At 74.3% G+C, this 26,166-nt stretch carries 2 protein-coding genes; both read right to left on the reverse strand.

From position 1 onward, the window contains the following. Positions 1–41 precede the first annotated feature (41 nt). Positions 42–9,680 (reverse strand): type I polyketide synthase, encoded by a 9,639-nt coding sequence (locus ACZ4XJ_RS05730; protein WP_468495466.1) that lies wholly within the window; start codon positions 9,678–9,680, stop codon positions 42–44. Between the two features lie 118 nt (positions 9,681–9,798). Continuing rightward, a complete protein-coding gene (locus ACZ4XJ_RS05735) occupies positions 9,799–26,046 on the reverse strand; it encodes a type I polyketide synthase (protein ID WP_468495417.1) in 16,248 nt (5,415 codons plus the stop codon). Between the last annotated feature and the right edge of the window lie 120 nt (positions 26,047–26,166).

The raw sequence follows: 26,166 nt of genomic DNA on the forward strand, positions 1-26,166 counted from the left end.
GTCACAAACCCTCGTGCTGTTACTGCCTGCTGTCCGCTGTGCTAGATACCGAGCTCGTTCTCGATGAAGTCGAAGAGCTCGTCGGCCGTGGCTTCCTGGAGTTTCTCGGCCACGGCCTCGCCGCTCGAATGGGCCTGGGGTTCACCCCATTTCGCCAGGAGGACCTGGAGGCGCGAGGCGATGTCGGCGCGGGTTCCACCGTCCGGGTCGAGGACGGAGAGCGCGGATTCGAGCTTCTCCAGTTCCGCGATGCCGGGCGCGGCGGCCGTGCTGCCGTCCTGGACGATCTCGGCCCGCAGGAACTCGGCGAGGACCGCCGGGGTCGGGTGGTCGAAGACCAGCGTGGCCGGGAGCTTCAGTCCGGTGGCGGCGTTCAGTCGGTTGCGCAGTTCCAGCGCGATCAGGGAGTCGAAGCCGAGCTCCTTGAAGGCCCGACCGGCGCCGACCTCGTCGGTACCGGCGTGCCCGAGAGCGGTCGCCGCGTGGGTGCGAACCAAATCCAGTACGGCCAGGACCTGTTCGGTCTGCGTCATCACCGACAGTCGACGGCGCAGCACCTCCCCGGGGGCTCCCGTCGCGCCTTCGTCCGCTCCGCCGGCCGGGGTGGCGCGGGCGAGCCGGCGCACCTCGGGCAGGTCGGCGAGGAACGGGCTGGGCCGCACGGCGGTGTAGCCGGGCGTGAACCGCTCCCACTGGATGTCGGCGACGGCGACGGCCGCCTCCCGGTGGTCGAGGGCCTGCTGGAGCGCGCGGATCGCGGAGCGCGGCGCCATGGCGGGCACGCCGCCGCGGTCGAGGCGTTCCCCGATGGCACCGCCGGCGGCCAGTCCGCTGTCGCCCCAACGGCCCCAGGCCACCGAGATGGCGGGCAGACCGTCGGCCTGCCGCTGCTCGGCGAGGGCGTCGAGGTAGGAGTTGGCGGCGGCGTAGTTGCCCTGCCCGGCGTCGCCGAGGGTGCCGGCGACTCCGGAGAACAGGACGAACGCCGACAGGTCCAGGTCCCGGGTCAGTTCGTGGAGGGTGAGCGCCGCGTCCGCCTTGGGGGCGAGTACGGTCGCGAACCGTTCGGGGGTGAGCCCGTCGATGACGCCGTCGGCGAGGACACCGGCGGTGTGCACGACGGCGGTCAGCGGCCGGCCGGCGGGTACGGCGGCGAGGAGCCCGGCCACGGCGTCCCGGTCGGCCATGTCGCAGGCCGCGAGGGTCACTTCGGCGCCGAGTGCCACGAGTTCGTCCCGCAGTGCGGTCGCGCCGGGCGCATCGGGGCCGCGCCGGCTGGTGAGCAGCAGGTGCTCGGCGCCGTTCTCGGCGAGCCAGCGGGCGACGTGCGCGCCGAGCGCGCCCGTACCGCCGGTGACCAGGGTCGTACCGCGCGGCTTCCAGGCGGGCGCGACGGGCGCGTCCGCGAGGGGGGCGTGGGCGAGTCGGCGGCCGAAGGGTCCGGCGGCCCGGACGGCCACCTGGTCCTCGGCGCCGTCACCGGCGAGGATCCCGACGAGCCGCTCCAGGGTCCGTACGTCGACCTGCGCGGGCAGGTCGAGGAGACCGCCCCACCGGTCCGGGAACTCCAACGCGACCGTACGACCGAAGCCCCACAGCAGGGCCTGCGCCGGGTCCTGGAGCCGCTCGGACGGGGTCACGGCGACGGCGCCACGGGTCACGCACCACAGGGGCGCGGACACATCGGCGTCACCGAGGGCCTGAACGAGTGCGGCGGTGCCCAGCAGCCCGGCGTGCTCGCGCAACGCGGAGCCGGCGGGAGTCTCGGCGAGGGCAAGGAGGGAGAGCACCCCGGCCGGGGCGTCCGCCCCGTCGCCGACGCCCTCCAGGGTGGCGTTGAGCGCGTCCCGGTCGGCGGCGCTTGCGGCGACGGTGACCGTACGGACCTCCGCGCCGCGCTCGGCGAGCGTACGCAGCACACCGGTGACCGCGTCGTCCCCGCCCGGGCCGGCCGGGGCCTCGGGCACGACGACCAGCCAGACCCCCGAGAGGCGGGTGCTGCCGGCTTCGGCGAGGGGCTTCCAGGTGACGCGGTAGCGCCAGCCGTCGACCGTGGACTGTTCCCGGTTCTCACGGCGCCAGGACGACAGCGCGGGAAGCAGCGAGGTCAGCGGCTGGTCGCCCTCGATGCGCAGCTCGGCGGTGAGCGCGGCGAGGTCCTCACGTTCGACGGCGTCCCAGAACCGGGCGTCGACCGCGCTTTCCGCGGGCAGCGCCTCCGCTTCGACGGGGGCGGCCTCGGGCCAGAAGCGCTGCGACTGGAAGGCGTAGGTCGGCAGGTCGACGCGCCGGGCGCCCGTGTTCGCGAACACGGCGTCCCAGTCGACGGTCACACCCCGCACGTACGCCTCACCGAGCGACAACCAGAAGCGCTCCAAGCCGCCCTCGTTGCGGCGCAGGGAGCCCAGGACGGCGGCCTCGCGGCCCGCGTCCTCCACGGTCTCCTGCATCCCGACGGTCAGGACGGGGTGGGGGCTCGACTCGATGAACACGCCGAAGCCCTGGTTCAGGAGGGTGCGGGTGGCTTCCTCCAGCTCCACGGTCCGCCGCAGGTTGCGGAACCAGTAACCCGCGTCCAGCTCGGGGCCGTCGACCCACCCGCCCGTCACGGTCGACAGGAACGGCACCCGCGCGGCCTGCGGAACGATCGGCGCGAGCAACTCGGCCAGCTCATCGCGCAGCAGGTCGACCTGGGCGGAGTGCGAGGCGTAGTCCACCGCGATCCGCTTCGCACGGATGCCGTCCGACTCACAAGCGGCCAGGAGTTCTTCTAGGGCCTCGACCTCACCGGAAACGACCACCGAGGACGGGCCGTTGACAGCGGCGACGGAAATCCGCGCCTCGCCCCACGTGGCGATCCGCTCACGCACCTCGACAGCGGACAGCGGCACGGAGACCATGCCACCCAGACCGGCCAGCACCCGACCGATCGCCTGACTGCGCAGGGCAACCACCCGGGCCGCATCCTCCAGCGACAGGATCCCCGCCACACACGCGGCAGCGATCTCACCCTGCGAATGACCGATCACCGCACCCGGACGCACACCCGCCGCCCGCCACACCTCGGCCAACGACACCATGACGGAGAAAAGGGCCGGCTGGACCACGTCCACCCGGTCGAGGGAGGGCGCGCCGTCGGCGGCGCGGAGCACGTCCACCAACGACCAGTCGGTGAAGGGCTCCAGCGCCTTCGCACATTCGTCCACCCGGGCTGCAAACACAGGTGAAGCGTCCAACAGCGCTTCCGCCATGCCCACCCATTGCGACCCCTGTCCGGGGAAGACGAAGGCGGTCCTGCCCCCGATGACCGACCCCTGGACGAGCAGGGGTGCGGTGCCTCCGGCGGCCAGGGTGGCCAGGCCCGCGAGGTGGTCCTCCCGGTGCCGGCCGATGAGGACGGCGCGGTGGTCGTGGGCGCTGCGGGTGGTGGCCAAGGAGTGGCCGACATCGCCGCTTCGCAGGTCAGGGCGGGTGGAGAGGTGGTTCAGCAAGCGGTCGGCCTGGGCGTGCAGGGCCTTCTCCGTCCTGGCCGTGAGGGGCCAGGGCAGCGGGGCCGGCCGGTCGGATCCGCCGGCGTCGGGGTGCGTCGCGACCAGTAGGGGGTGGGGGTTCGACGGGACAGGGGTCCCCTGCTCGTCGGGCCCCGGTTCGGCCGGGGCCTGCTCGATGATGGCATGGGCGTTCGTCCCGCTGAATCCGAACGACGAAACACCCGCGCGCCAGGGCCGGTCACCGTTCTCGGGCCATGCCTGCTGTCGTGTCAGCAAGGAGACCTCGCCCGCGCTCCAGTCCACGTGCGGGGTGGGCTCGGCGATGTGGATGCTCTGCGGCAGTACGCCGTGCTGCATGGACAGCACGACCTTCATCACGCCGGCGACGCCCGCGGCGGCCTGCGCGTGACCGATGTTGGACTTGATGGAGCCGAGCAGCAACGGCCGGCCCTCGGGTCGGTCCTGACCGTAGGTGGCCAGCAGGGCCTGGGCCTCGATCGGGTCGCCGAGGGTGGTGCCCGTGCCGTGCGCCTCCACGACGTCGACCTCCGCGGCGGTCACACCGGCGTTGGCCAGGGCCTGGCGGATGACGCGCTGCTGGGACGGGCCGTTGGGGGCGGTCAGGCCGTTGGAGGCGCCGTCCTGGTTGATGGCCGTACCGCGGATCACGGCGAGGACCGGGTGGCCGTTGCGCCGTGCGTCCGAGAGCCGCTCGACGAGGAGCATGCCGACGCCCTCGGCGGGGCTGAAGCCGTCGGCGTCCGAGGAGAAGGCCTTGCAGCGGCCGTCGGTGGACAGGCCGCGCTGGCGGCTGAACTCGATGAAGGTGCCGGGTGTGCACATGACGGTCACACCGCCGGCCAGCGCCATGGTGCACTCCCCCGACCGCAGGGCCTGCACCGCGAGGTGCAGGGCGACGAGGGAGGCCGAGCACGCGGTGTCGACGGTGACCGCCGGGCCTTCGAGGCCGAAGGTGTAGGACAACCGGCCGGAGACGACGCTGCCCGCGCTGCCGGTGGCCAGGTGCCCTTCGAGGCCTTCCGAGGCGCCGCGTACGAGGTGGGAGTAGTCGGAGCCGTTGGTCCCGACGAACACCCCGGACTGGCTGCCGCGCAGGGACTCCGGGTCGATGCCGGCCCGTTCGAACGTCTCCCAGGAGGTTTCCAACAGCAGCCGCTGCTGCGGGTCCATGGCGAGGGCCTCGCGCGGGGAGATCCCGAAGAAGCCGGGGTCGAAGGAGGCCGCGTCGGTGAGGAAGCCGCCCTCACGGGTGTAGGAGGTGCCCTGGGCGTTGGGGTCGGGGTCGTACAGCGCCTCGACGTCCCAGCCGCGGTCGACGGGGAACCGGGACAGGGCGTCGCCGCCGGAGGCGAGCAGCTGCCACAGTTCCTCGGGGCTGCGGACGCCGCCGGGGAAGCGGCAGCTCATCGCGACGACGGCGATCGGTTCGGCGTCCGCCCCGGCGGTGGGGCCGTTGGCCGTCGGGGCGGACGTGGCGCCCATGGCGTCCCGGCCGCCGAGTTCGGTCCGCAGGTGCCGGGCCAGGACGGTGGGCGTCGGGTGGTCGAAAACGAGGGTGGGCGGCAGCTTGAGGCCGGCGGCGGCGCCGAGCCGGTTGCGCAGTTCGACGGAGGTCAGGGAGTCGAAGCCGAGTTCCTTGAACGCCCGGCCGGCCTCCACGGCGTCGGGTCCGGCGTAGCCGAGGACCGCGGCGACGGCCGTGCGGACGAGTTCCAGCAGCAGGCGTTCCTGTTCCGCCTCGGGCTGTCCGGCGAGCTGCCGCAGGAGCACGGCGGCGTCTCCGGTGTCCTGCGCCGCGTCCGTGCGGGCGGCTTCCGTCGCCTGTCGCGCCTCGGGCAGGTCGTGCAGCAGGGGGCGGGCGCGGCCGGAGGTGAAGGCGAGGACGAAGCGCTTCCACTCCATGTCGGCGACGGTCAGGGTCGTCTCGTCCCGGTCCAGGGCGTGCTGGAGCGCGCTGACGGCCCGTGCGGGGTCCATCTCGATGACGCCGTGGCGGCGCATCCGGTCGCCGACGGCGCCTTCGGCCATGCCTCCGTCACCCCAGGGGCCCCACGCGATGGACGTGGTGGGCAGGCCTTCGGCCCGCCGGTGCTCGGCGAACGCGTCGAGGAACGCGTTGCCCGGCGCGTAGTTGCCCTGGCCGGGGGCGCCGAAGGTGGCGGCGAAGGAGGAGAAGAGGACGAACGCCGACAGGTCGAGGTCACGGGTCAGCTCGTGCAGGTTCCGCGTCGCGTCGACCTTGACCCGCAGGACGCGTTCGATCTGGCCGGGGGTGAGCGCCTCGATGACCCCGTCGTCCAGGACGGCCGCCGTGTGCACGACGGCGGTGAGCGGCCGGTCGGCGGGTACGGAAGCCAGGAGGGCGGCGAGTTCCTCGCGGTCGCCGACGTCGCAGGCGGCGAGCGTGACGTCCGCGCCGAGCGCGATCAGCTCCGCGCGCAGCTCGGCGGCGCCGGGCGCGTCCGGACCACGACGACTGGTAAGGACCAGGTGCTCCGCACCGTTCGAGGCCAGCCACCGGGCGACGTGTGCACCGAGCGCGCCCGTCCCCCCGGTGACCAGCGTCGTACCGGCCGGACGCCACTCGCGCACGACCGGCGATTCGGCGAGGCGGGCCCGCACGAGACGCCGTACGAACACCCCGGAAGCCCGCACGGCCACCTGGTCCTCCGCGCCGTCGCCGGCGAGGATCCCGACCAACCGGCCCAAGGTCCGGTCATCGGCCTCCGACGGTAGGTCGACCAGGCCGCCCCAGCGCTCGCCGTGCTCCAGCGCCACCACCCGGCCGAGGCCCCAGACGGGGGCTTGCGCGGGGTCGGTGGCCTGCTCGGAGCGGGCGACGGAGACCGCGTCCCGGGTGGCGCACCACAGCGGGGCGGTCACCTCGGCGTCGCCGAGGGCCTGGACGAGGGCGAGCGTGTCGATCACGCCCGGGGCCGCGTCGGTCCCGGCGGAGGTCAGCAGCGACAGCACACCGGTCGCCGCGGGGCCGTCGGTGAGCGCAGCCCGGATCCGCCCGGCCAGCTCGGCCCGGGCGTCGTCGGTGCGGGGTAGGGCGACCTGCCGTACGTCGGCGCCGTGCGCCGCGAGGACGCGCAGGACGGCGTCCGCCGGCGCGGCGCCCGCCGGGTCCTCGGGGACCGCGACGAGCCAGGTACCGGAGAGCCGGGGAGCGGAGGTGGGCTCGGGGGCCGGCTTCCAGGTGATCCGGTAGCGCCAGCCGTCGACCGTGGACCGCTCCTGGCTCTGGCGCCGCCAGGAGGACAGTGCGGGAAGCAGCGCGGTGAGCGCCTCGTCGGCGTCGATGTCCAGCTCGGCGGTGAGGGCCGCCACGTCGTGGGCGTCGACGGCTTCCCAGAACCGGGCGTCGGCGGCGCCGGTCGGGTGAACGGCGGCTTCGGGCTCCGCGGCGGTGCCGCTTTCGAGCCAGAAGTGCTCCTGCTGGAAGGCGTAGGTCGGCAGGTCCACGCGCCGGGCACCCGTACCGGCGAACACGGTGTCCCAGTCGACGGCCACACCCCGCACGTACGCCTCACCGAGCGACAACCAGAAGCGTTCCAACCCGCCCTCTTTGCGGCGCAACGACCCGAGGACGGCGGCCTCGCGGCCCGCGTCCTCCACGGTCTCCTGCATCCCGACGGTCAGGACGGGGTGGGGGCTCGACTCGATGAACACGCCGAAACCCTGATCGAGGAGGGTACGGGTGACCTGCTCCAGCTCGACCGTCTGGCGGAGGTTGCGGAACCAGTAACCCGCGGCCAGTTCGGGCCCGTTGACCCACTCGCCCGTCACGGTCGACAGGAACGGCACCCGCGCGGCCTGCGGAACGATCGGAGCGAGCAACTCGGCCAGTTCGTCCTTCAGGAGATCGACCTGGGCGGAGTGCGAGGCGTAGTCCACCGCGATCCGCTTCGCACGGATGCCGTCGGCCTCGCAGGCGGCCAGGAGTTCTTCCAGGGCCTCGACCTCACCGGAAACGACCACCGAGGACGGGCCGTTGACAGCGGCGACGGAAATCCGCGCCTCGCCCCACGTGGCGATCCGCTCACGCACCTCGACAGCGGACAGCGGCACGGAGACCATGCCACCCAAACCGGCCAGCACCCGACCGATCGCCTGACTGCGCAGGGCAACCACCCGGGCCGCATCCTCCAGCGACAGGATCCCCGCCACACACGCGGCAGCGATCTCACCCTGCGAATGACCGATCACCGCACCCGGACGCACACCCGCCGCCCGCCACACCTCGGCCAACGACACCATCACCGAGAACAACGCCGGCTGAACCACGTCCACCCGATCGAACGACGGCGCGCCCTCCACACCCCGCAACACATCGATCAACGACCAGTCCGTGAACGGCTCCAACGCCTTCGCACACTCATCGATCCGCGCCGCGAACACGGCCGACGAGTCCAACAGACCCACCGCCATCCCCACCCACTGCGAACCCTGACCCGGGAACACGAACGCCGTCTTCCCACCGATCACCGACCCCGTCACCACACCCGCGGCCATCGCACCCGACGCCACCGCACCCACACCCGCCACGTGATCACCCAGCACCACCGCACGATGATCCAAACCCGCACGCGACGACACCAACGACCAACCCACATCCACCGGATCCACACCCGCACCACCCGGCAACCAACCCACCAGACGATCCGCCTGCGCCCGCAACGCCACCGCACTCTTCCCCGACAACACCCACGGCACCACCGGCAAACCCACACCCGAACCCACACCCGAACCCACACCAGAACCGGAGGCCTCCACCCCCACCTCCGGCGCCTGCTCCACGATCACGTGCGCGTTCGTCCCACTGAACCCGAACGACGACACACCCGCACGACGCGGTGCACCGGTGCGCGGCCAGGCGATGGTCTCGCCGATGAGGGAGACGGCGCCCGCCTCCCAGTCGACGTGCGGGGTGGGCTCGTCGAGGTGGAGGGTCTTGGGCACGATGCCGTGGCGCATCGCCTCGACCATCTTGATGATGCCCGCGACACCGGCCGCGGCCTGCGTGTGGCCGATGTTCGACTTGATGGAGCCGAGCAGCAGCGGCCGTTCGGCCGGACGGTCCTGGCCGTACGTGGCCAGCAGTGCCTGGGCTTCGATCGGGTCGCCGAGGGTCGTACCGGTGCCGTGGGCCTCGACGACGTCCACGTCGGCCGCCGCCAGTCGGGCATTGGTGAGGGCCTGGTGGATGACGCGCTGCTGCGACGGGCCGTTGGGCGCGGTGAGGCCGTTGCTCGCGCCGTCCTGGTTGATCGCGCTGCCGCGGATGACGGCCAGGACGGGGTGTCCGTGGCGCTGAGCGTCGGACAGCCGCTCCACGAGGAGCATGCCGACGCCCTCGCCCCAGCCGGTGCCGTCGGCGGCGGCCGCGAAGGGCTTGCAGCGGCCGTCGGAGGCGAGGCCGCGCTGGCGGCTGAACTCGGTGAAGGTGGCGGGGGTCGCCATGACGGTGACACCGCCGGCCAGTGCCATGGTGCACTCCCCCGCCCGCAGGGCCTGCACGGCGAGGTGCAGGGTGACCAGGGAGGAGGAGCAGGCGGTGTCGACGGTGACGGCCGGGCCCTCCAGGCCGAACGTGTAGGACACCCGGCCGGAGGCGATGCTGCCGGAGCTGCCGGTGCCGAGGAAGCCTTCGACGCCTTCGGGGACGGAGTCCAGGCGGGCCGTGTAGTCGTGGTACATCACGCCGGCGAAGACGGCCGTTCGGCTGCCGCGCATCGACGTCGGGTCGATGCCGGCCCGCTCGAACGCCTCCCAGGAGGTTTCCAGCAGCAGCCGTTGCTGCGGGTCCATCGCCATGGCCTCGCGCGGCGAGATCCCGAAGGGCGCCGGGTCGAAGCGGGCGGCGTCGTAGAGGAAGCCGCCCTCGCTGACGTAGCTCGATCCGGCGCTGTCGGGGTCGGCGTCGTAGAGCGTCTCGACGTCCCAGCCGCGGTCGGCCGGGAATCCGGAGATCGCGTCGCGGCCGTCGGCGACGAGCTGCCACAGGTCCTCGGGGGTGCGGACACCGCCCGGGTAGCGGCAGCTCATCGCGACGATCGCGATGGGCTCCTGGTTCTGTTCCTCGACGTCGCGCAACCGCCTGCGGGCCTGGCGCAGATCGGCGGTCGCCCGCTTGAGGTAGTCGCGAAGCTTGTCCTCGTTCACCATGTGCGTGGGCTCCATGCCAGAGAGGCGGTCGTACGGGTCTGTCCGTGGTGGTCGGGGGCCGCCGGGCGGGCACGGGGTGTGTCGTGCCGCGCCCGGCGGGCTCGGGCGCTTCGGGTCAGGAAGCGCCGAGTTCGTCGTCGAGCAGGTCGAAGAGTTCGTCGTCGGTGGCCGTGTCGAGGTCGTCGTCGGTGTCCTCGGCGGCCGTGGTGCGGCCGGTGTCCTGGCCGGTGTGCCACTTGGTCATGAGGGCCTGGAGGCGCATCGTGATCCGCGAACGGGTGACGCTGTCGGCGTCCGTCGCCTCCGACGCTGCCAACGCGGCTTCCAGCCGGTCGAGTTCGTCGAAGACGGCGGGGCCGTCGCCGTCGAGGCCGAGTGCGGTGCGCAGGTGCCCGGCGAGTCGCTCGGGGGTCGGGTGGTCGAAGATGAGCGTGGCCGGGAGTCGTAGTCCGGTGGCCGCGCCGAGGCTGTTGCGCAGTTCGACCGCGGTCAGCGAGTCGAAGCCGAGTTCCTTGAACGCGCTGCCCGGTGCGATGGCGGCCGCACCGCTGTGGCCCAACACGCGGGCGACGTGGGTGCAGACCGTGTCGAGCAGGACCCGGTCGCGTTCGGCGGACGGCAGTTGGGCGAGCCGCTCCGCCGTCGAGTCCGGGGCGTCCGTGCTCGTGCCACTGCTCGTCCTGCGCCGTACGGACGTACGGAGCAGGCCGCGCAGCAGGGGTGCGACGTGGTCGCCGGCCCGGGATCGCAGGGCGGCCAGATCGAGTCGGGCGGGCACGAGGAGGCTCGGGGTGCGCGGTTCGTCGTCCTCGTGCGGGGGCGTGTCGGCCCGCAGTGCGGCGTCGAAGAGGGCCAGTCCGTCGGCCTGCGACAGTGCGTTCATGTTGCCGCGTTCGATGCGCCGACGGTCCTGTTCGTCGAGTCCGGCGGCCATGCCGGCCCCGTCGTCCCACAGGCCCCAGGCGAGCGAGAGGCCCGCCAGTCCTTGGGCCCGGCGGTGCTGGGCGAGTGCGTCGAGGAAGGTGTTGCCGGCCGCGTAGTTGGCCTGTCCGGCGTTGCCGAACACGCCGGCCGCCGAGGAGAACAGGACGAACGACGCCAGGTCGAGTTCCCGGGTCAGTTCGTGCAGGTTCCAGGCCGCGTCGGCCTTGGGCCGCAGCACCTTGGTGACCCGCTCGGGGGTGAGTGAGGCGATGGTGCCGTCGTCGAGGACGCCGGCGGTGTGCACGACGGCGGTGAGCGGACGCTCGGCCGGTACGGAGTCCAGCAGGGCGGCGAGGGCGTCCCGGTCGGCGGCGTCGCAGGCCGCCCAGGTGACGCGGGCCCCCAACATGGCGAGTTCGTCTCCGAGTTGCGTCGCTCCGGCCGCCGCGCCGCCGCGCCGGCTGGTGAGCAGCAGGTGGCGTACGCCGTGCTCGGTGACGAGGCGCCGGGCGAGGAGGCCGCCGAGGGTGCCGGTGGCTCCGGTGATCAGGACGGTGCCCTCGGGGTCCGGGCCCCGGCCTGCGGGGACGGAGTCCGACGCGGCCGGGGTCAGGGTGGCGCGGGCCAGCCGGGGGGCGCGTGCGACCCCTTCCCGGAGGGCGAGTTGGGTTTCGTCGCCGGCGAGCGCCGCGGGCAGGGCGCGGTGGGAGCCGTCCTCCTCGTCGAGGTCGATCAGGACGAACCGGTCGGGGTGCTCGGCCTGGGCGGAGCGCACCAGGCCCCATACCGCCGCCTGCGCGAGGTCGGTCACGTCCCCTTCGGGGTCCGTGGCGACGGCGCCACGGGTGACGACCGCGAGCCGGGAGGCGGCGAACCGCTCGTCGGCGAGCCAGCCCTGGACGAGTTCCAGGGCGTGGCGGGTCACGGCGTGCGCGGCGGTGGCCGGGTCGGTCGGCGCGAGGTCGACGGCCGGGGTGACGAGGACCGTCTCCGGTACGTCCTCCCCCAGGGCCCCGGCGAGGTCGAAGGCCTCACCGAGGGCGCTGAGGTCGGCGTGGGTGGCCTCGGCGGCGTCGTCGAGGATTCCGGCGCGTTCCAGGGCGGCGCCCACCTTGAGCGGGTCCGCGCCGAGCAGCGCCCACCGGCTGTCGGACGGCGGATGCGTCGCGGCGGGCGGCAGGACGGTCCAGTCGATCCGGAACAGGGCCTCGCGGGCGGGGCCGGTGGCGATGCCGTCGGTTGACAGGGGGCGCAGGACGAGCGAGTCGACGCTCAGGACGGGTTGTCCGTCCCCGTCCCACAGGGTGAGGGCCACGGCGTCCCGGCCGGCGGGTGCCATCCGTACGCGCAGGCGGGCGGCGCCGGCCGCGTACAGCCGGACCCCGTCCCAGGAGAAGGGGAGCCGCGCGCCCTGCGGGCCCTCGGGGAAGAATTCCCCGACGCCGACTGCGTGCAGGGCGGCGTCGAGGAGCGCCGGGTGGAGGCCGTACGGGGCGGCTTCCGCGAGGCGGTCCGCGTCCAGGGCGACTTCGGCGTACACCTCGTCGCCGAGCCGGTGGGCGCGGCGCAGGTTGCGGAAGGCGGGGCCGTAACCGAGCCCGATGGCGTCGAAATCCTCGTACAGCCCGTCCAGCGGGCAGTCGACGGCGCCGGCCGGCGGCCACTCCGCCAGGGGCTCGACGGCGGTGTCGGAGTGGGCGTCCGGGGCGTCCGGGGCGAGGACGCCGTCGGCGTGCCGGGTCCACGGTTCGTCGGGGGCGGCCTGCTCGGGGCGCGAGTAGACCTGGAAGGCCCGGCGTCCGTCGGCGTCGGGCTCGGCCACGGCGAGCCGCAGCTGTGTTCCGCCCGTCTCGGGGAGCACCAGGGGCGCTTCGAGGATGAGGTCGTCCAGCCGGCCGCAGCCGGCGTGGTCGCCGGCGCGGACGGCCAGTTCCACCAGCGCGGCGCCCGGCAGCAGGACGGTGCCCGCGACGCGGTGATCGGCCAGCCAGGGGTGGGTGCGCAGCGAGAGCCGCCCGGCGAAGAGGAACCCGTCCGAGTCGGGCAGGTCGACGGCCGCCCCGAGCAGCGGGTGAGCGGTCGCGCCGAGTCCGGCGGAGGCGACGTCGCCCGCGAGGGCTTGGGCGGGTGCCTCCAGCCAGTAGCGCTGCCGCTGGAAGGCGTAGGTGGGCAGGTCGACGCGTCGGGCGCCGGTGCCGGAGTAGTACGTCTCCCAGTCGACGGGGATCCCCCGCAGGTGGGCGCGGGCGAGGGCCGTGGCGAGGCAGGCTTCCTCGGGGCGACCGGCGCGGAGCACGGGGACGAAGGCCGCGTCGGCGGACTCGTCGCGGATGAGGCAGTCCTGTGCGAGGGCGGAGAGGACGCCTTCGGGGCCGAGTTCGAGGTAGGTGGTCGCACCGGCGGCTTCGAGGGCGCGGATCCCGTCGAGGAAGCGGACCGTCTCGCGGACGTGGCGGACCCAGAAGTCCGCGCTGCCCATCTCGCCGTCGCCGACGGGGCGGCCGGTGAGGTTCGAGACGATCGGGATGCGGGGGGCTGCGTACGTCAGGCGTTCCGCGACCTCGCGGAAGGCGTCGAGCATGCCGTCCATGTGCGGTGAGTGGAAGGCGTGGCTGACGGTGAGCCGCTTGGTCTTCCGGTCGGGGAAGGCGTCCACGACGGCGGTCGCGGCGTCCTCGTCCCCGGCGATCACGATCGCGTGCGGGCCGTTGACGGCCGCGATGCTCACCCGCTCGGAGAGCAGCGGCAGCACCTCCTCCTCCGCCGCCTGGAGCGCGATCATCACGCCGCCGGTCGGCAGCGCCTGCATCAACCGGGCGCGAGCTGCGACCAGTTCGCAGGCGTCGGCGAGGGAGAGCACTCCGGCGACGTGGGCGGCGGCGATCTCACCGACGGAATGTCCGGCGACGAGGTCCGGCGTCACACCCCACGAGGCGAGCAGCCGGTAGAGCGCCACCTCGACGGCGAACAGTGCGGGTTGGGTGTACCGCGTCTCGTCCAGCAGAGCCGCGTCTACCCCGAACAGCACCTCACGCAGGGGCATTTCGAGGTCGAGATGCTCCGCCACCGCATCCAGTGCGGCGGTGAACACCGGGAAGGTCTCGTACAGTTCGCGCCCCATGGCGAGGCTTTGGCTGCCCTGTCCGGTGAACAGGAAGGCGAGCTTTCCGGCGGCCGGTACGTCCTCCAGCACGCCGGCCGGCCGGTCGCCCGCGGCGAGCGCGGCGAGGCCCGCCAGGAATCCGTCCCGGTCGGCGGCGACGACGGCGGCCCGCCGGTCGAGGTCGGTCCTGCTCGTGGCCAGGGCGTAGCCGATGTCGCCGGGCGACAGGGCGGGGTGTGCGATCACGTGCGCCGCCAGGCGGGCGGCCTGGTCGCGCAGGGCCTGCGGGTCCTTCGCCGAGAGGAGCCACGGCACGCTGCCGGGCGTCCGGGCGGGTTCGGGCCGTTCCTCGGTCCCGGTCGGCTCGGGGGCCTGCTCGATGATGGCGTGGGCGTTGGTGCCGCTGAAGCCGAACGAGGAGACGGCGGCGCGGCGGGGCCGCCCGGTCTCCGGCCAGGCCGTGGCCGCCTCCAGGAGCGTGACGGCACCGGCCGCCCAGTCCACGTGCGGGGTCGGCTCGTCCACGTGCAGGGTCCGGGGCAGGACGCCGTGCCGCATCGCCATGACCATCTTGATGATCCCGGCGACGCCGGCGGCGGCCTGCGTGTGGCCCATGTTGGACTTGATGGAGCCCAGCAGCAGCGGCCGGTCCCCCTCGCGCTCCCGGCCGTACGTGGCCAGCAGCGCCTGCGCCTCGATCGGGTCACCCAGGGTCGTACCCGTGCCGTGCGCCTCGACGGCGTCCACTTCGGCGGGCGACAGGCCCGCGTTGGCCAGGGCTTGGCGGATGACGCGCTGCTGGGAGGGCCCGTTGGGGGCGGTCAGCCCGTTGGACGCGCCGTCCTGGTTGATCGCCGTACCCCGGACCACGGCGAGCACCGGGTGTCCGTTGCGGCGGGCGTCGGAGAGCCGCTCCACCAGCATGACGCCGGCGCCTTCGGCCCAGCCCGTGCCGTCGGCGTCGGCGGAGAAGGCCTTGCAGCGGCCGTCGGCCGCCAGGCCCCGCTGCCGGCTGAACTCCACGAACGCGGCGGGGGTCGCCATGACGGTCACCCCGCCCGCGAGGGCGAGTTCGCACTCACCGCTCCGCAGGGCCTGTACGGCGAGGTGCAGGGCCACCAGGGAGGACGAGCACGCCGTGTCGACGGTGACGGCCGGACCCTCCAGCCCGAACGTGTAGGACAGCCGGCCGGAGATGACGCTGCCCGCGTTGCCCGTGCCGAGGAAGCCCTCGACGCCCTCGGGCAGGGCCGCGAGCCGCGAGGCGTAGTCCTGGTACATGACTCCGGCGAAAACGCCGGTCCGGCTGCCGCGCAGCGACCGCGGGTCGATGCCGGCCCGCTCGAACGCCTCCCACGAGGTTTCCAGCAGCAGCCGCTGCTGCGGGTCCATCGCCACGGCCTCGCGCGGGGAGATCCCGAAGAACGCCGGGTCGAAGGCGGAGGCCTCGGTGAGGAAACCGCCCTCGCGAGCGTAGCTCGTCCCCTCCCGGCCGGGGTCGGCGTCGAAGAGGCCGTCCACGTCCCAGCCCCGGTCGTCGGGGAATCCGGAGACGACGTCCCGGCCGTCCAGGACGAGCCGCCACAGGTCCTCGGGCGATTGGACGTCCCCGGGGTAGCGACAGCCCAGGCCGACGATCGCGATGGGCTCGTCGTCGCGTACGGCGACGGCGACCGCCGCCCGTGGCGTCGCGGGCACCGCTCCGAGGAGCTCGGTCCGCAGGTGCTCGGCCAGGACGAGGGAGGTCGGGTAGTCGAAGACGAGGGTGGCCGGCAGGCGCAGCCCGGTGGCCGCGCCGAGGAGGTTGCGCAGCTCGACGGCGGTCAGCGAGTCGAAGCCGAGCTCCCGGAACGACCGGTCGGCCTCGACGGCCTCGGGCCCGGCGTGGCCCAGCACGGCCGCGACCTGGGTCCGCACCACATCCAGTACGTACGCGGCCTGTTCGGCGTCCGTCAGGCCGATGAGCGCTGCCGCGGGGGTGTCCCCGACCTCGACGGACCCGGCGGCCCGGCGGGTGGGCGTGCGGACGAGGGCGGAGAGCAGCGGCGGGAGCATTCCCGCGCCCGCTTGGGCGCGGAGTGCGGCCAGGTCCAGCTTGACCGGCACCAGCAGCGGCTGCCCGGAGGCCGGCGCGGCGTCGAACAGCGCCAGTCCCTCGGCGGCGGTGAGCGCGTTCACGCCACCCCGACCGAGCCGGGAGACGTCCTCGGCATCCAGGGTGTCCCCCATGCCGCCCGTCTCGGCCCACAGACCCCAGGCGAGCGAGGTCCCCGCCAGACCCTGGGCGTTGCGGTGGGCGGCGAGGGCGTCCAGGAACACGTTGCCTGCCGCGTAGTTGGCCTGACCCGCACCACCGAACACACCGGCAGCGGAGGAGAACAGCACGAACGCGGAAAGGTCGAGGTCGCGGGTCAGCTCGTGCAGGTTCCACGCGGCGTCGACCTTCGGGCGCAGGACCGCCGACAGCCGCTCGGCGGTCAGGGAGCCGATGACACCGTCGTCCAGCACACCGGCCGTGTGCACGACGCCGGTCAGCGGGTGCTCCACCGGGATGCCATCCAGCACGGCCGCCAGCGCGGCCCGATCGGCGACATCGCAAGCCGCCCAGGACACCTCGGCACCCAGACCAGCCAGCTCCGCCGACAACTCCGAAGCCCCTGCGGCCGCCTCACCACGACGGCTCACCAGCAACAGACGACGCACACCATGCTCGGACACCAGGTGACGGGCGAACAACCCGCCCAACGAGCCACTCGCACCCGTCACCAGGACGGTACCGTCGGCTTCCCACTCGGGGGACGCGTCCACGGCGGCCGACGCCCGCGCCAGCCTCGGCACCAGGACCGCGCCCCCGCGCACCGCGACCTCGGACTCCCCCGAGGCCAGTACGGCGACGAGCGCCTGCTCGGGCAGGGCCCCCGCGTCGGCATCGTCCAGGTCGACCAGGGCGAAGCGTCCGGGGTGTTCGGTTGCGGCGGAGCGGATCAGGCCCCACAGCGCGGCGCCCGCGAGGTCGCGGACGGGTTCGGGCGTCGGACCGTGCGACGCGGGCATGGCGCCACGGGTGACGAACACCAGGCGGGAGGCGGCGAACCGTTCCTCGGCGAGCCAGGCGCGTACGAGGGCCAGTCCCTCGGCCGTCCGGGCGTGCGCCGCTGCGGGGAGCACGGCGCCGGCGGTGGCCGGGTCCGGGGCGACGAAGACCAGGTCCGGGACGTCGCCCTCGGTGGCCGCCAGCGCGCTCGGATCGGCGTACGCGGTGCCGTCCAGGCCCGGTACGGGGCCGCCCACTACGGCCCGCGAGACGGGGTCGGCGGCCGCCCGGTCGGTGGGGAGCGTCGTCCATTCGACGCGGTAGAGGGACTCCGCGCGGCCGTCGCGGGTGGCCGCGCCGATCTGGTCGGGCGAGACCGTGCGCAGGGCCAGCGAGTCCACCGAGGCGACGGGCCGTCCGGCGGGGTCCGCCAGTTCGAGGGAGATCGCGCCCCGGCCGGCGGAGGCAAGGCGAACCCTGGCCGCTGCGGCGCCCGTCGCGTGCAGCCGTACGCCGCTCCACGCGAAGGGCAGTCGTGCGCCCTGCGGGGTGTCGGCGTCGGGGCCCGTGGTGAGGGAGGCGTCCAGGGCGAGGGCGTGCAGTGCGGAGTCGAGCAGGGCGGGGTGCAGTCCGAACGCGTCGGCTTCGTCCTGCGCCCGTCCGGTCAGGGCGAGTTCGGCGAAGAGTTCGCCGTCCCGGCGCCAGGCCGACCGGAGGGCGCGGAACAGGGGCCCGTACGCGAGTCCGGCGGCGTCGAGCAGTACGTACGCCTCGTCCACCGGTACGGGGCCGGCGCCGGCGGGCGGCCAGACGGCGAGGTCGGCGCCGGCGGCGCGGACCTCGTCCGTCAGTAGTCCGGCGGCGTGCCGCAGCCAGGGTGCGTCGTCGGCGCCGGCCGGGCGGGAGTGGACGGCGACCGGGCGACGGCCCGCCGGGTCGGGTGCCCCCACGGTGACCTGGACCTCGACGGCGTCGCCGGAGTCCGGCAGGACCAGCGGTGCCTGGAGGGTCAGTTCGTCGACGGCGGGGGCGCCGACCCGGTCGCCGGCGTGCAGGGCGAGTTCGACGAGGGCCGTGCCCGGGACCACGACGGCTCCCATGACGGCGTGGTCGGCGAGCCAGGGGTGGGTGCGCAGCGAGAGCCGGCCGGTGAGGACGTGCCCATCGGCGTCCGCGAGGGAGACGGCCGCGCCCAGCAGGGGGTGTCCGGCGGCCGAGAGGCCGAGTCCGGTGGCGTCGCCGGGCAGCGGGGCGGACGTCTCCGGCCAGAAGCGCTCCCGCTGGAAGGGGTAGGTGGGCAGGTCGACGCGCCGGGCGCCGGCGCGGGCGAAGTAGGTGTTCCAGTCGATCGTGACACCGCGGGCGTGGGCCCGGGCGAGTGCGCGGGTGAGGGTGTGCGGCTCGGGGCGGTCGGCGCGGAGCGTGGCGGTGAAGGCGGCCGCGGTCCGGTCGGTGACGCACTCCTGGGCGAGGGTGGTCAGGGTTCCGTCGGGGCCGAGTTCGAGGTACGTGGTCACGCCGGCGGCTTCGAGGGCGCGGACGCCGTCGAGGAAGCGGACGCCTTCGCGGACGTGCCGGACCCAGAAGTCCGCCGTGCCGATCTCGTCCTCACCGACGAGGGCGCCGGTCAGGTTCGAGACGAGCGGGATGCGCGGGGCGCCGTACGTGAACCCCTCGGCCACCTCGCGGAAGGCGTCGAGCATGCCGTCCATGTGCGGCGAGTGGAAGGCGTGGCTGACGGTGAGCCGCTTGGACTTGCGGTCGGGGAAGGCCGCCACGACCGCGACGGCCGCGTCCTCGTCACCGGCGATCACGACGGACTGCGGGCCGTTGACGGCGGCGATGCCCAGCCGGTCGGTGAGGAGCGGGAGGATCTCCGCCTCCGTCGCCTGGACGGCGATCATCACGCCACCGGCGGGCAGCGCCTGCATCAACCGGCTGCGTGCCGAGACCAGTTCGCAGGCGTCGTCCAGGGTGAGGACGCCCGCGACGTGCGCGGCGGCGATTTCGCCGATGGAGTGGCCGGCGACGAAGTCCGGCCGTACGCCCCAGGCTTCGAGGAGCCGGAACAGGGCCACCTCGACGGCGAACAGGGCCGGCTGGGTGTACTCCGTACGGTCGAGGAGAGCACTGTCCGTACCGAACAGCACGTCCTTCAGCGGGAGTTCCGGGCCGAGCCGGTCGCACACCGCGTCCAACGCCGCCGCGAACACCGGGTGGGCGTCGTACAGTTCGCGCCCCATGCCGAGGCGTTGGCTGCCCTGGCCCGTGAACAGGAAGGCGCTGCGGCCGCTCCTGCCGGCGGTGTCCCGGATCAGCCCGGGGGCGGTACGGCCGTCGGCGAGCACGTCGAGGGCGGTGGTGGCCGTGGCGCGGTCCGGCGCCACGATCACCGCACGGTGGTCGAAGGCGGCGCGGGTCGTGGCCAGGGAGTGGGCGAGGTCGGCGAGTTCGAGGTCGGGGTGGGCGGCCAGGTGGGCGCTCAGGGCGCGGGCCCGGTCGGCGAGGGCCTGGCCCGTACGGCCGGACAACGGCAGCGGGAACCCGCCCGGTACCGGGGTGTCGGCGGCCGGGACACCGGTCCCGGTGTCGGCGGGGGCCTGCTCGATGATGGTGTGGGCGTTGGTGCCGCTGATGCCGAACGAGGACACGCCGGCGCGGCGCGGGCGGCCCGTCTCCGGCCACGGCACCGACTCCGTGAGGAGGCTGACGGCGCCCGCCGACCAGTCCACGTGCGGTGACGGCGTCTGTGCGTGCAGGGTCCTGGGCAGGACGCCGTGGCGCATGGCCATGACCATCTTGATGATCCCGGCGACACCGGCCGCGGCCTGGGTGTGCCCGAGGTTGGACTTGATCGAGCCGAGGAGCAGCGGCCGGCCCTCGGGCCGGTCCTGGCCGTAGGTGGCCAGCAGGGCCTGGGCTTCGATCGGGTCGCCGAGGGTGGTGCCGGTGCCGTGGGCCTCGACGGCGTCCACGTCGGCGGCGGTCAGGCCCGCGCCGGCCAGCGCCGCACGGATCACCCGCTGCTGCGACGGCCCGTTCGGCGCGGTCAGGCCGTTGCTCGCACCGTCCTGGTTGACGGCCGAACCACGTACGACCGCCAGCACCGGGTGTCCGTTGCGGCGGGCGTCCGACAGCCGCTCCACGAGCAGCATGCCGACGCCCTCGCCCCAACCGGTGCCGTCGGCGTCCGCCGAGAAGGCGCGGCAGCGGCCGTCGGCCGACAGGCCGCGCTGGCGGCTGAAGCCGACGAACGTGCCCGGGGTGGCCATGACGGTGACGCCGCCGGCCAGGGCCAGGTCGCATTCACCGGTGCGCAGCGACTGGATCGCCATGTGCAGGGCGATCAGCGAGGACGAGCAGGCGGTGTCGATGGTGACGGCGGGGCCTTCGAGGCCGAAGGTGTACGAGACGCGTCCCGAGGCGATGCTGCCGGTGCTGCCGGAGCCCAGCGAGCCGTCCGCTCCGTCGGCCGAACGCTCCAGCAGGGCGGCGTAGTCGTGGTACATGACGCCGGCGAAGACGCCGGTCCGGCTGCCGCGCACGGCGGCGGGGTCGATGCCGGCCCGCTCGAAGGCCTCCCAGGTGGTCTCCAGGAGCAGCCGTTGCTGCGGGTCGGTGCCGACGGCCTCGCGCGGGCTGATCCCGAAGAACGCCGGGTCGAACGCGGCGGCGTCGTGCAGGAAGCCGCCGTGGCGGGTGTACGAGGTGCCGGGGTGGTCGGGGTCGGGGTGGTAGAGGGACTCGACGTCCCAGCCGCGGTCGGCAGGGAAGCCGGTGATGGCGTCCGCGCCGCTCTCCAGCAGCCGCCACAGGTCCTCGGGCGTGCTCACGCCCCCGGGGTAGCGGCAGCTCATCGCGACGATGGCGATCGGATCGTCGCCGGCGTCGACGCCGATCGCGGCGGCGGGGTCGTGGGTCGTGGTGGCGCCCGTGTTCCCGCCGAGTTCGGCGTCGAGGTGGCGGGCCAGGGTGAGCGGGGTCGGGTGGTCGAAGACCAGGGTGGCGGGGAGCCGCCGGCCGACGGCCGCGCCGAGCCGGTTGCGCAGTTCGACGGCGGTGAGGGAGTCGAAGCCGAGGTCGTTGAAGGCGTGTTCGGGTTCGATGGCGTCCGGGCTGCCGTGGCCGAGCACGTCGGCGACGTGGCCGCGGACCAGGTCGAGGAGCAGTCGCTCCCGGCCGGCCGCGTCGAGGCCGAGCAGGCTGCGTTCCAGGCCGGTCGGCTCTCCCCCGGTGCGGGCGGGGCCGGCGGCGGCCGTGCGGCGTACGGGGGTGCGGACGAGGCCGCGCAGCAGCGGGGCCACGGCCGTACCGGCGGCGGGCGGCGTCAGCCGCATCGGGACGAGCAGCGCGTGCTCCGCGCCGGTCGCGGCGTCGACGGCGTCGACGGCTTCGGCCGTGAGGGCGTCGGCGAGGTCGAGGAGGGCGAGGCCGTCGGAGGCGGTGAGGCCTTGGACGCCGCCGCGCTTCATGCGTTCCAGGTCGGCCCTGTCCAGGGCGCCGCCCATGCCGTCGGTGTCCTCCCACAGCCCCCAGGCGAGGGAGAGGGCGGGGAGGCCGTGGGCGCGGCGGTGCTGGGCGAGGGCGTCGAGGAAGGAGTTCGCGGCGGCGTAGTTGCCCTGGCCGGGTGCGCCGAACACACCGGCGGCCGAGGAGAAGAGCACGAACGCGGACAGGTCGTGGTCGCGGGTCAGTTCGTGCAGGTGGAGGGCCGCGTCGACCTTGGGTCGCAGGACGGTGTCGAGGCGTTCGGGCGTCAGCGAGTCGATGACGCCGTCGTCCAGGACTCCGGCGGTGTGGACGACCGCGCGCAGCGGGTGGGCGGCGGGGACGGCCGCGAGGGTGGCGGCGAGCGCCTCCCGGTCGGCGGCGTCACAGGCCGCCCAGGTCACGGCGGCGCCCCGTTCGGTCAGCTCCCGCGTCAGCTCCGCCGCGCCGGGCGCGGTGTCCCCGCGGCGGCTCAGCAGCAGCAGGTGCCGTACGCCGCGTGCGGCCACGAGGTGCCGGGCGACGAGCCGGCCGAGGGTACCGGTGGCCCCGGTGACCAGGACGGTGCCTTCGGCGTCGTACGCGGGTGCCCCGGCCGCGCTGCCGGCGCCGGCGGGGACCCGGGCCAGCCGGGGCGCGTGGGGGGCGCCGTCGCGCAGGGCGATCTCCGGCTCCGGGGAGGCGAGGACGGCGTCCAGCAGGGTCGCGGACGGTGCGGCCGGCGGCGTTTGCGCGTCGGCGTCCGCCGAGGCGTCGACGTCCACGAGGACGAAACGGCCCGGGTGTTCGGACTGTGCGGAGCGGACGAGGCCTCGGACGGCGGCGGAGACCGGGTCGGGTGCGGCGTCGCCGGCGCGGACGGCGACCGCGCCCCGGGTCAGCAGGACGAGCCGGCTGTCGGCGAGGTCGTCGTCGGCGAGCCAGCGCCGCAGCAGGCGGAGCGTGTCGTGCGTGGCGGCGCGGACGGCCCCGGGGGTCAGGGTCCGATCGGCGGGGAGGCGTACGAGGACGGTGGCGGGCGCGGGCCCGTCGGCGGCGATGAGCCGGTCCAGCGCCTCGACCGCGGAGGGCGCGTCGAGCACGGGAGGAATCGTGTCGGTCGGGGTGGTCTGGGCGGGGAGCGTCAGCGGGGCCCACGCCACCTGGAACAGGTGCTCGTGGGCGCTTCCCGCGCCGGGGGCCTGCCGGCCGTCCGGGATGGTGCGCAGGGTGAGCGAGGCGATGTCGGCGACGGGTTGGCCGGCGCCGTCGGCGAGAGCCAACGACACGGTGTCCTGACCGGTGGCGGACAGGCGTACGCGCAGCGTGGAGGCGCCCACGGCGTGCAGGGCCACCCCGTTCCAGGAGAACGGGAGCCGGCCGCGGCCGGTGTCCTCGACGAGCCCTGCGAGGCCCATGGTGTGCAGGGCGGCGTCCAGCAGTGCGGGGTGCAGCCCGAACAGGTGCGACTCGGCGCGCTGTTCGTCGGTCGCCTCGATCTCGACGTACGTCGCCCCGTCGCCGGTCCAGGCCGCGCGGACGCCCTGGAACGCGGGCCCGTAGTGGAGCCCGGCCTCGGCGAGCCCGGAGTACAGCGCGTCGACGCTCAGCGGGGTGGCGTCGGCCGGCGGCCAGGTCTCTGGGGTGAAGGTCGGCTGCGGGGCGCCGACGGCGAGGACGCCGTCGGCGTGCCGGGTCCAGGGCTGCCCTGCGGCGTCGGTGTCGGACCCGGCGGCGTCGGCCTCGGGCTCGGGGCGGGAGTGCACGCCGAGGGGGCGGCGACCGGTGGCGTCGGGGGCGCCCACCCAGAGCTGCAGTTGGACGCCGCCGTGCGGGGGCAGGACGAGCGGTGCGTGGAGGGTGAGTTCCTCCAGGAGGTCGCAGCCGACCCGGTCGCCGGCCCGGATGGCCAGCTCCACGAACGCGCTGCCGGGCAGGACGACGGACCCCGCGACGGTGTGGTCCGCGAGCCAGGGGTGGGTGTCCAGCGAGAGCCGGCCGGTGTGGAGGAACCCGTCGAGGTCGGCGAGGGCGACGGCCGCGCCGAGCAGCGGGTGGCCGGCCGCTCCCAGACCCGCCGCGGCGACGTCGCCCGGGGGGCGGCCCGCGTCGAGCCAGTAGGGCTCGCGCTGGAAGGCGTAGGTGGGCAGGTCGACGCGCTCGAAGCCGGTACCGGCGTAGTACGCGTCCCAGTCGACGGCCGCGCCCCGGACGTGGAGCCGGGCGAGGGCGCCGGTCAGGGTGTCGGTCTCCGATCGGCCGGTGCGGAGCAGCGGCACGAAGGCGGCGTTGCCGGTGTCCTCGGGCAGGCAGTCGGGGGCGAGGGCGGAGAGGACGGCGTCGGGGCCGATTTCGACGAAGTGCGCGACGTTGCGGGCGGCGAGGGTTCGGACGCCGTCGAGGAAGCGGACGGTCTCGCGGACGTGGCGGACCCAGAACCCGGCCGTACCCATCTCACCGTCGGTGACGAGGGCGCCGGTCAGGTTCGACACGACGGGGATGCGCGGAGCCGCGTACGTCAGCCCCTCCACGACCCGGCGGAAGGCATCGAGCATGCCGTCCATGTGCGGCGAGTGGAACGCGTGACTGACCGAGAGCCGCTTGGACTTGCGGTCCGGGAAGGCCGCCACGACCGCCGCCACCGCGTCCTCGTCACCGGCGATCACGACAGCCTGCGGACCGTTGACGGCGGCGATGCTCACCCCGTCCGTCAACAACGGCAGGACCTCGTCCTCCGAAGCCCGCACCGCGACCATCACACCACCGGCCGGCAACGCCTGCATCAACCGACCACGCGCCGCCACCAACGTGCACGCGTCCTCCAACGACAACACCCCGGCCACGTGCGCGGCGGCGATCTCACCGATCGAATGCCCGCAGAGGAAGTCCGGCTTCACACCCCACGACTCGAGGAGCCGGAACAGCGCCACCTCGACCGCGAACAACGCCGGCTGCGTGAACCGCGTCTCGTCCAACAGGGCCGCGTCCGACCCGAACAACACGTCCTTCAACGGCAGATCGAGCTCCAGCCGACCGCACACCTCGTCCAACGCGGCCGCGAACACCGGATACGCGTCGTACAGTTCACGCCCCATACCCAGCCGCTGACTGCCCTGCCCCGTGAACAGGAACGCCAGCTTGCCCGCGACCGGGCGGCCGCGGGTGATGCCGGGTGCGGTCGTCTCCGGGTCCGGGTCGGCGAGGGATGCCAGCGCGCGGAGGAGGCCGGGCGTGTCGGCGGCCGTGAGGACGGCGCGGTGTTCGAAGTCGGTGCGTCCGCCCGCGAGCGAGCGGGCGACGTCCCCGGCGCCCGGTGCGGGGTGGGTGCTCAGGTGGGCGTACAGCTTCTCGGCCTGGGCACGCAGGGCGGCCGGTGACTTGGCCGACAGGTTCCACAGGGCCGGTACGGGGGCGGTGGCCGGTGCGGCGGGCTCCGCCACGGCCTCCGCGGCCGGGGCCTGCTCGATGATGGTGTGCGCGTTGGTGCCGCTGATGCCGAACGAGGAGACGCCCGCGCGGCGGGGCGCGCCGGTCTCGGGCCACTGCCGGGTTTCGGTGAGCAGCCGGACGGCGCCCTGCGACCAGTCGACGTTGGGGGTGGGCTCGTCCACGTGCAGGGTCCGGGGCAGGACGCCGTGGCGCATCGCCATGACCATCTTGATGATCCCGGCGACGCCCGCGGCGGCCTGGGTGTGCCCGATGTTGGACTTGATGGAGCCCAGCAGCAGCGGCCGGTCCTCCGGGCGGTCCTGGCCGTAGGCGGCGAGGAGGGCTTGGGCCTCGATGGGGTCGCCGAGGGTGGTGCCGGTGCCGTGGGCCTCCACGGCGTCGATCTGGGTGGGCGCGAGGCGGGCGCCGGCCAGTGCTTCGCGGATGACGCGCTGCTGGGAGGGCCCGTTGGGGGCGGTCAGGCCGCTGGAGGCGCCGTCCTGGTTGACGGCGGTGCCGCGGACCACGGCGAGGACGGGGTGTCCGTTGCGGCGGGCGTCGGAGAGGCGTTCCAGGACGAGCATGCCGGCGCCCTCGCCCCAGCCGGTGCCGTCGGCGGCGGCCGCGAAGGACTTGCAGCGGCCGTCGCCGGCGAGGCCGCGGTGGCGGCTGAACTCGGTGAAGGTGCCGGGTGTCGACATGACGGTGACGCCGCCGGCGAGGGCGAGGGTGCACTCGCCGCCGCGCAGGGCCTGGACGGCGAGGTGGACGGCGACGAGGGAGGACGAGCAGGCCGTGTCGACGGTGACGGCCGGGCCCTCCAGGCCGAGGGTGTAGGAGATGCGGCCGGAGGCGATGCTGCCGGAGCTGCCGTTGCCGAGGAACCCCTCGATCTCCTCGGGGACACTGAACAGGCGTGCCGCGTAGTCGTGGTACATGAGGCCGGCGAAGACGCCGGTGCGGCTGCCGCGCAGGGTGGTCGGGTCGATGCCGGCGCGTTCGAAGGCCTCCCAGGAGGTCTCCAGGAGGAGCCGCTGTTGCGGGTCCATGGCGAGGGCCTCGCGCGGGGAGATCCCGAAGAACGCCGGGTCGAAGTGGTGGGCTTCGTGCAGGAAGCCGCCGACCTGCTCGTAGGCGTCGATGCCGCTGTCCGGATCGGGGTCGAAGAGGACCTCGGTGGGCCAGCCGCGGTCGGCGGGGTACGGGGTGACGGCGTCGCCGCCGCGTGCGACGAGCTCCCACAGGGCTTCGGGGGTGTCGATGCCGCCGGGATAGCGGCAGCTCATGGCCACGACCGCGATCGGCTCCTGGTCCCGCTCCTCCACCTCGCGCAGCCGTCGCCGTGCCTCGCGGAGATCGGCAGTCGCCCGCTTGAGGTAATCGAGGTACTTCTCCTCGTTCACCATTCTTTACGCCATCCCCGTGATCGAAGTGTTCAAAGTGGTCAAGGTGGCCGGGGCCCCGGGGGCCCGCGGTTCCGTGGGGGCCCGCAGCGCCGTCGGGGCCGTCAGGGGCGCCGACGGCGC

This window comes from Streptomyces sp. NPDC029836 (assembly GCF_055574495.1).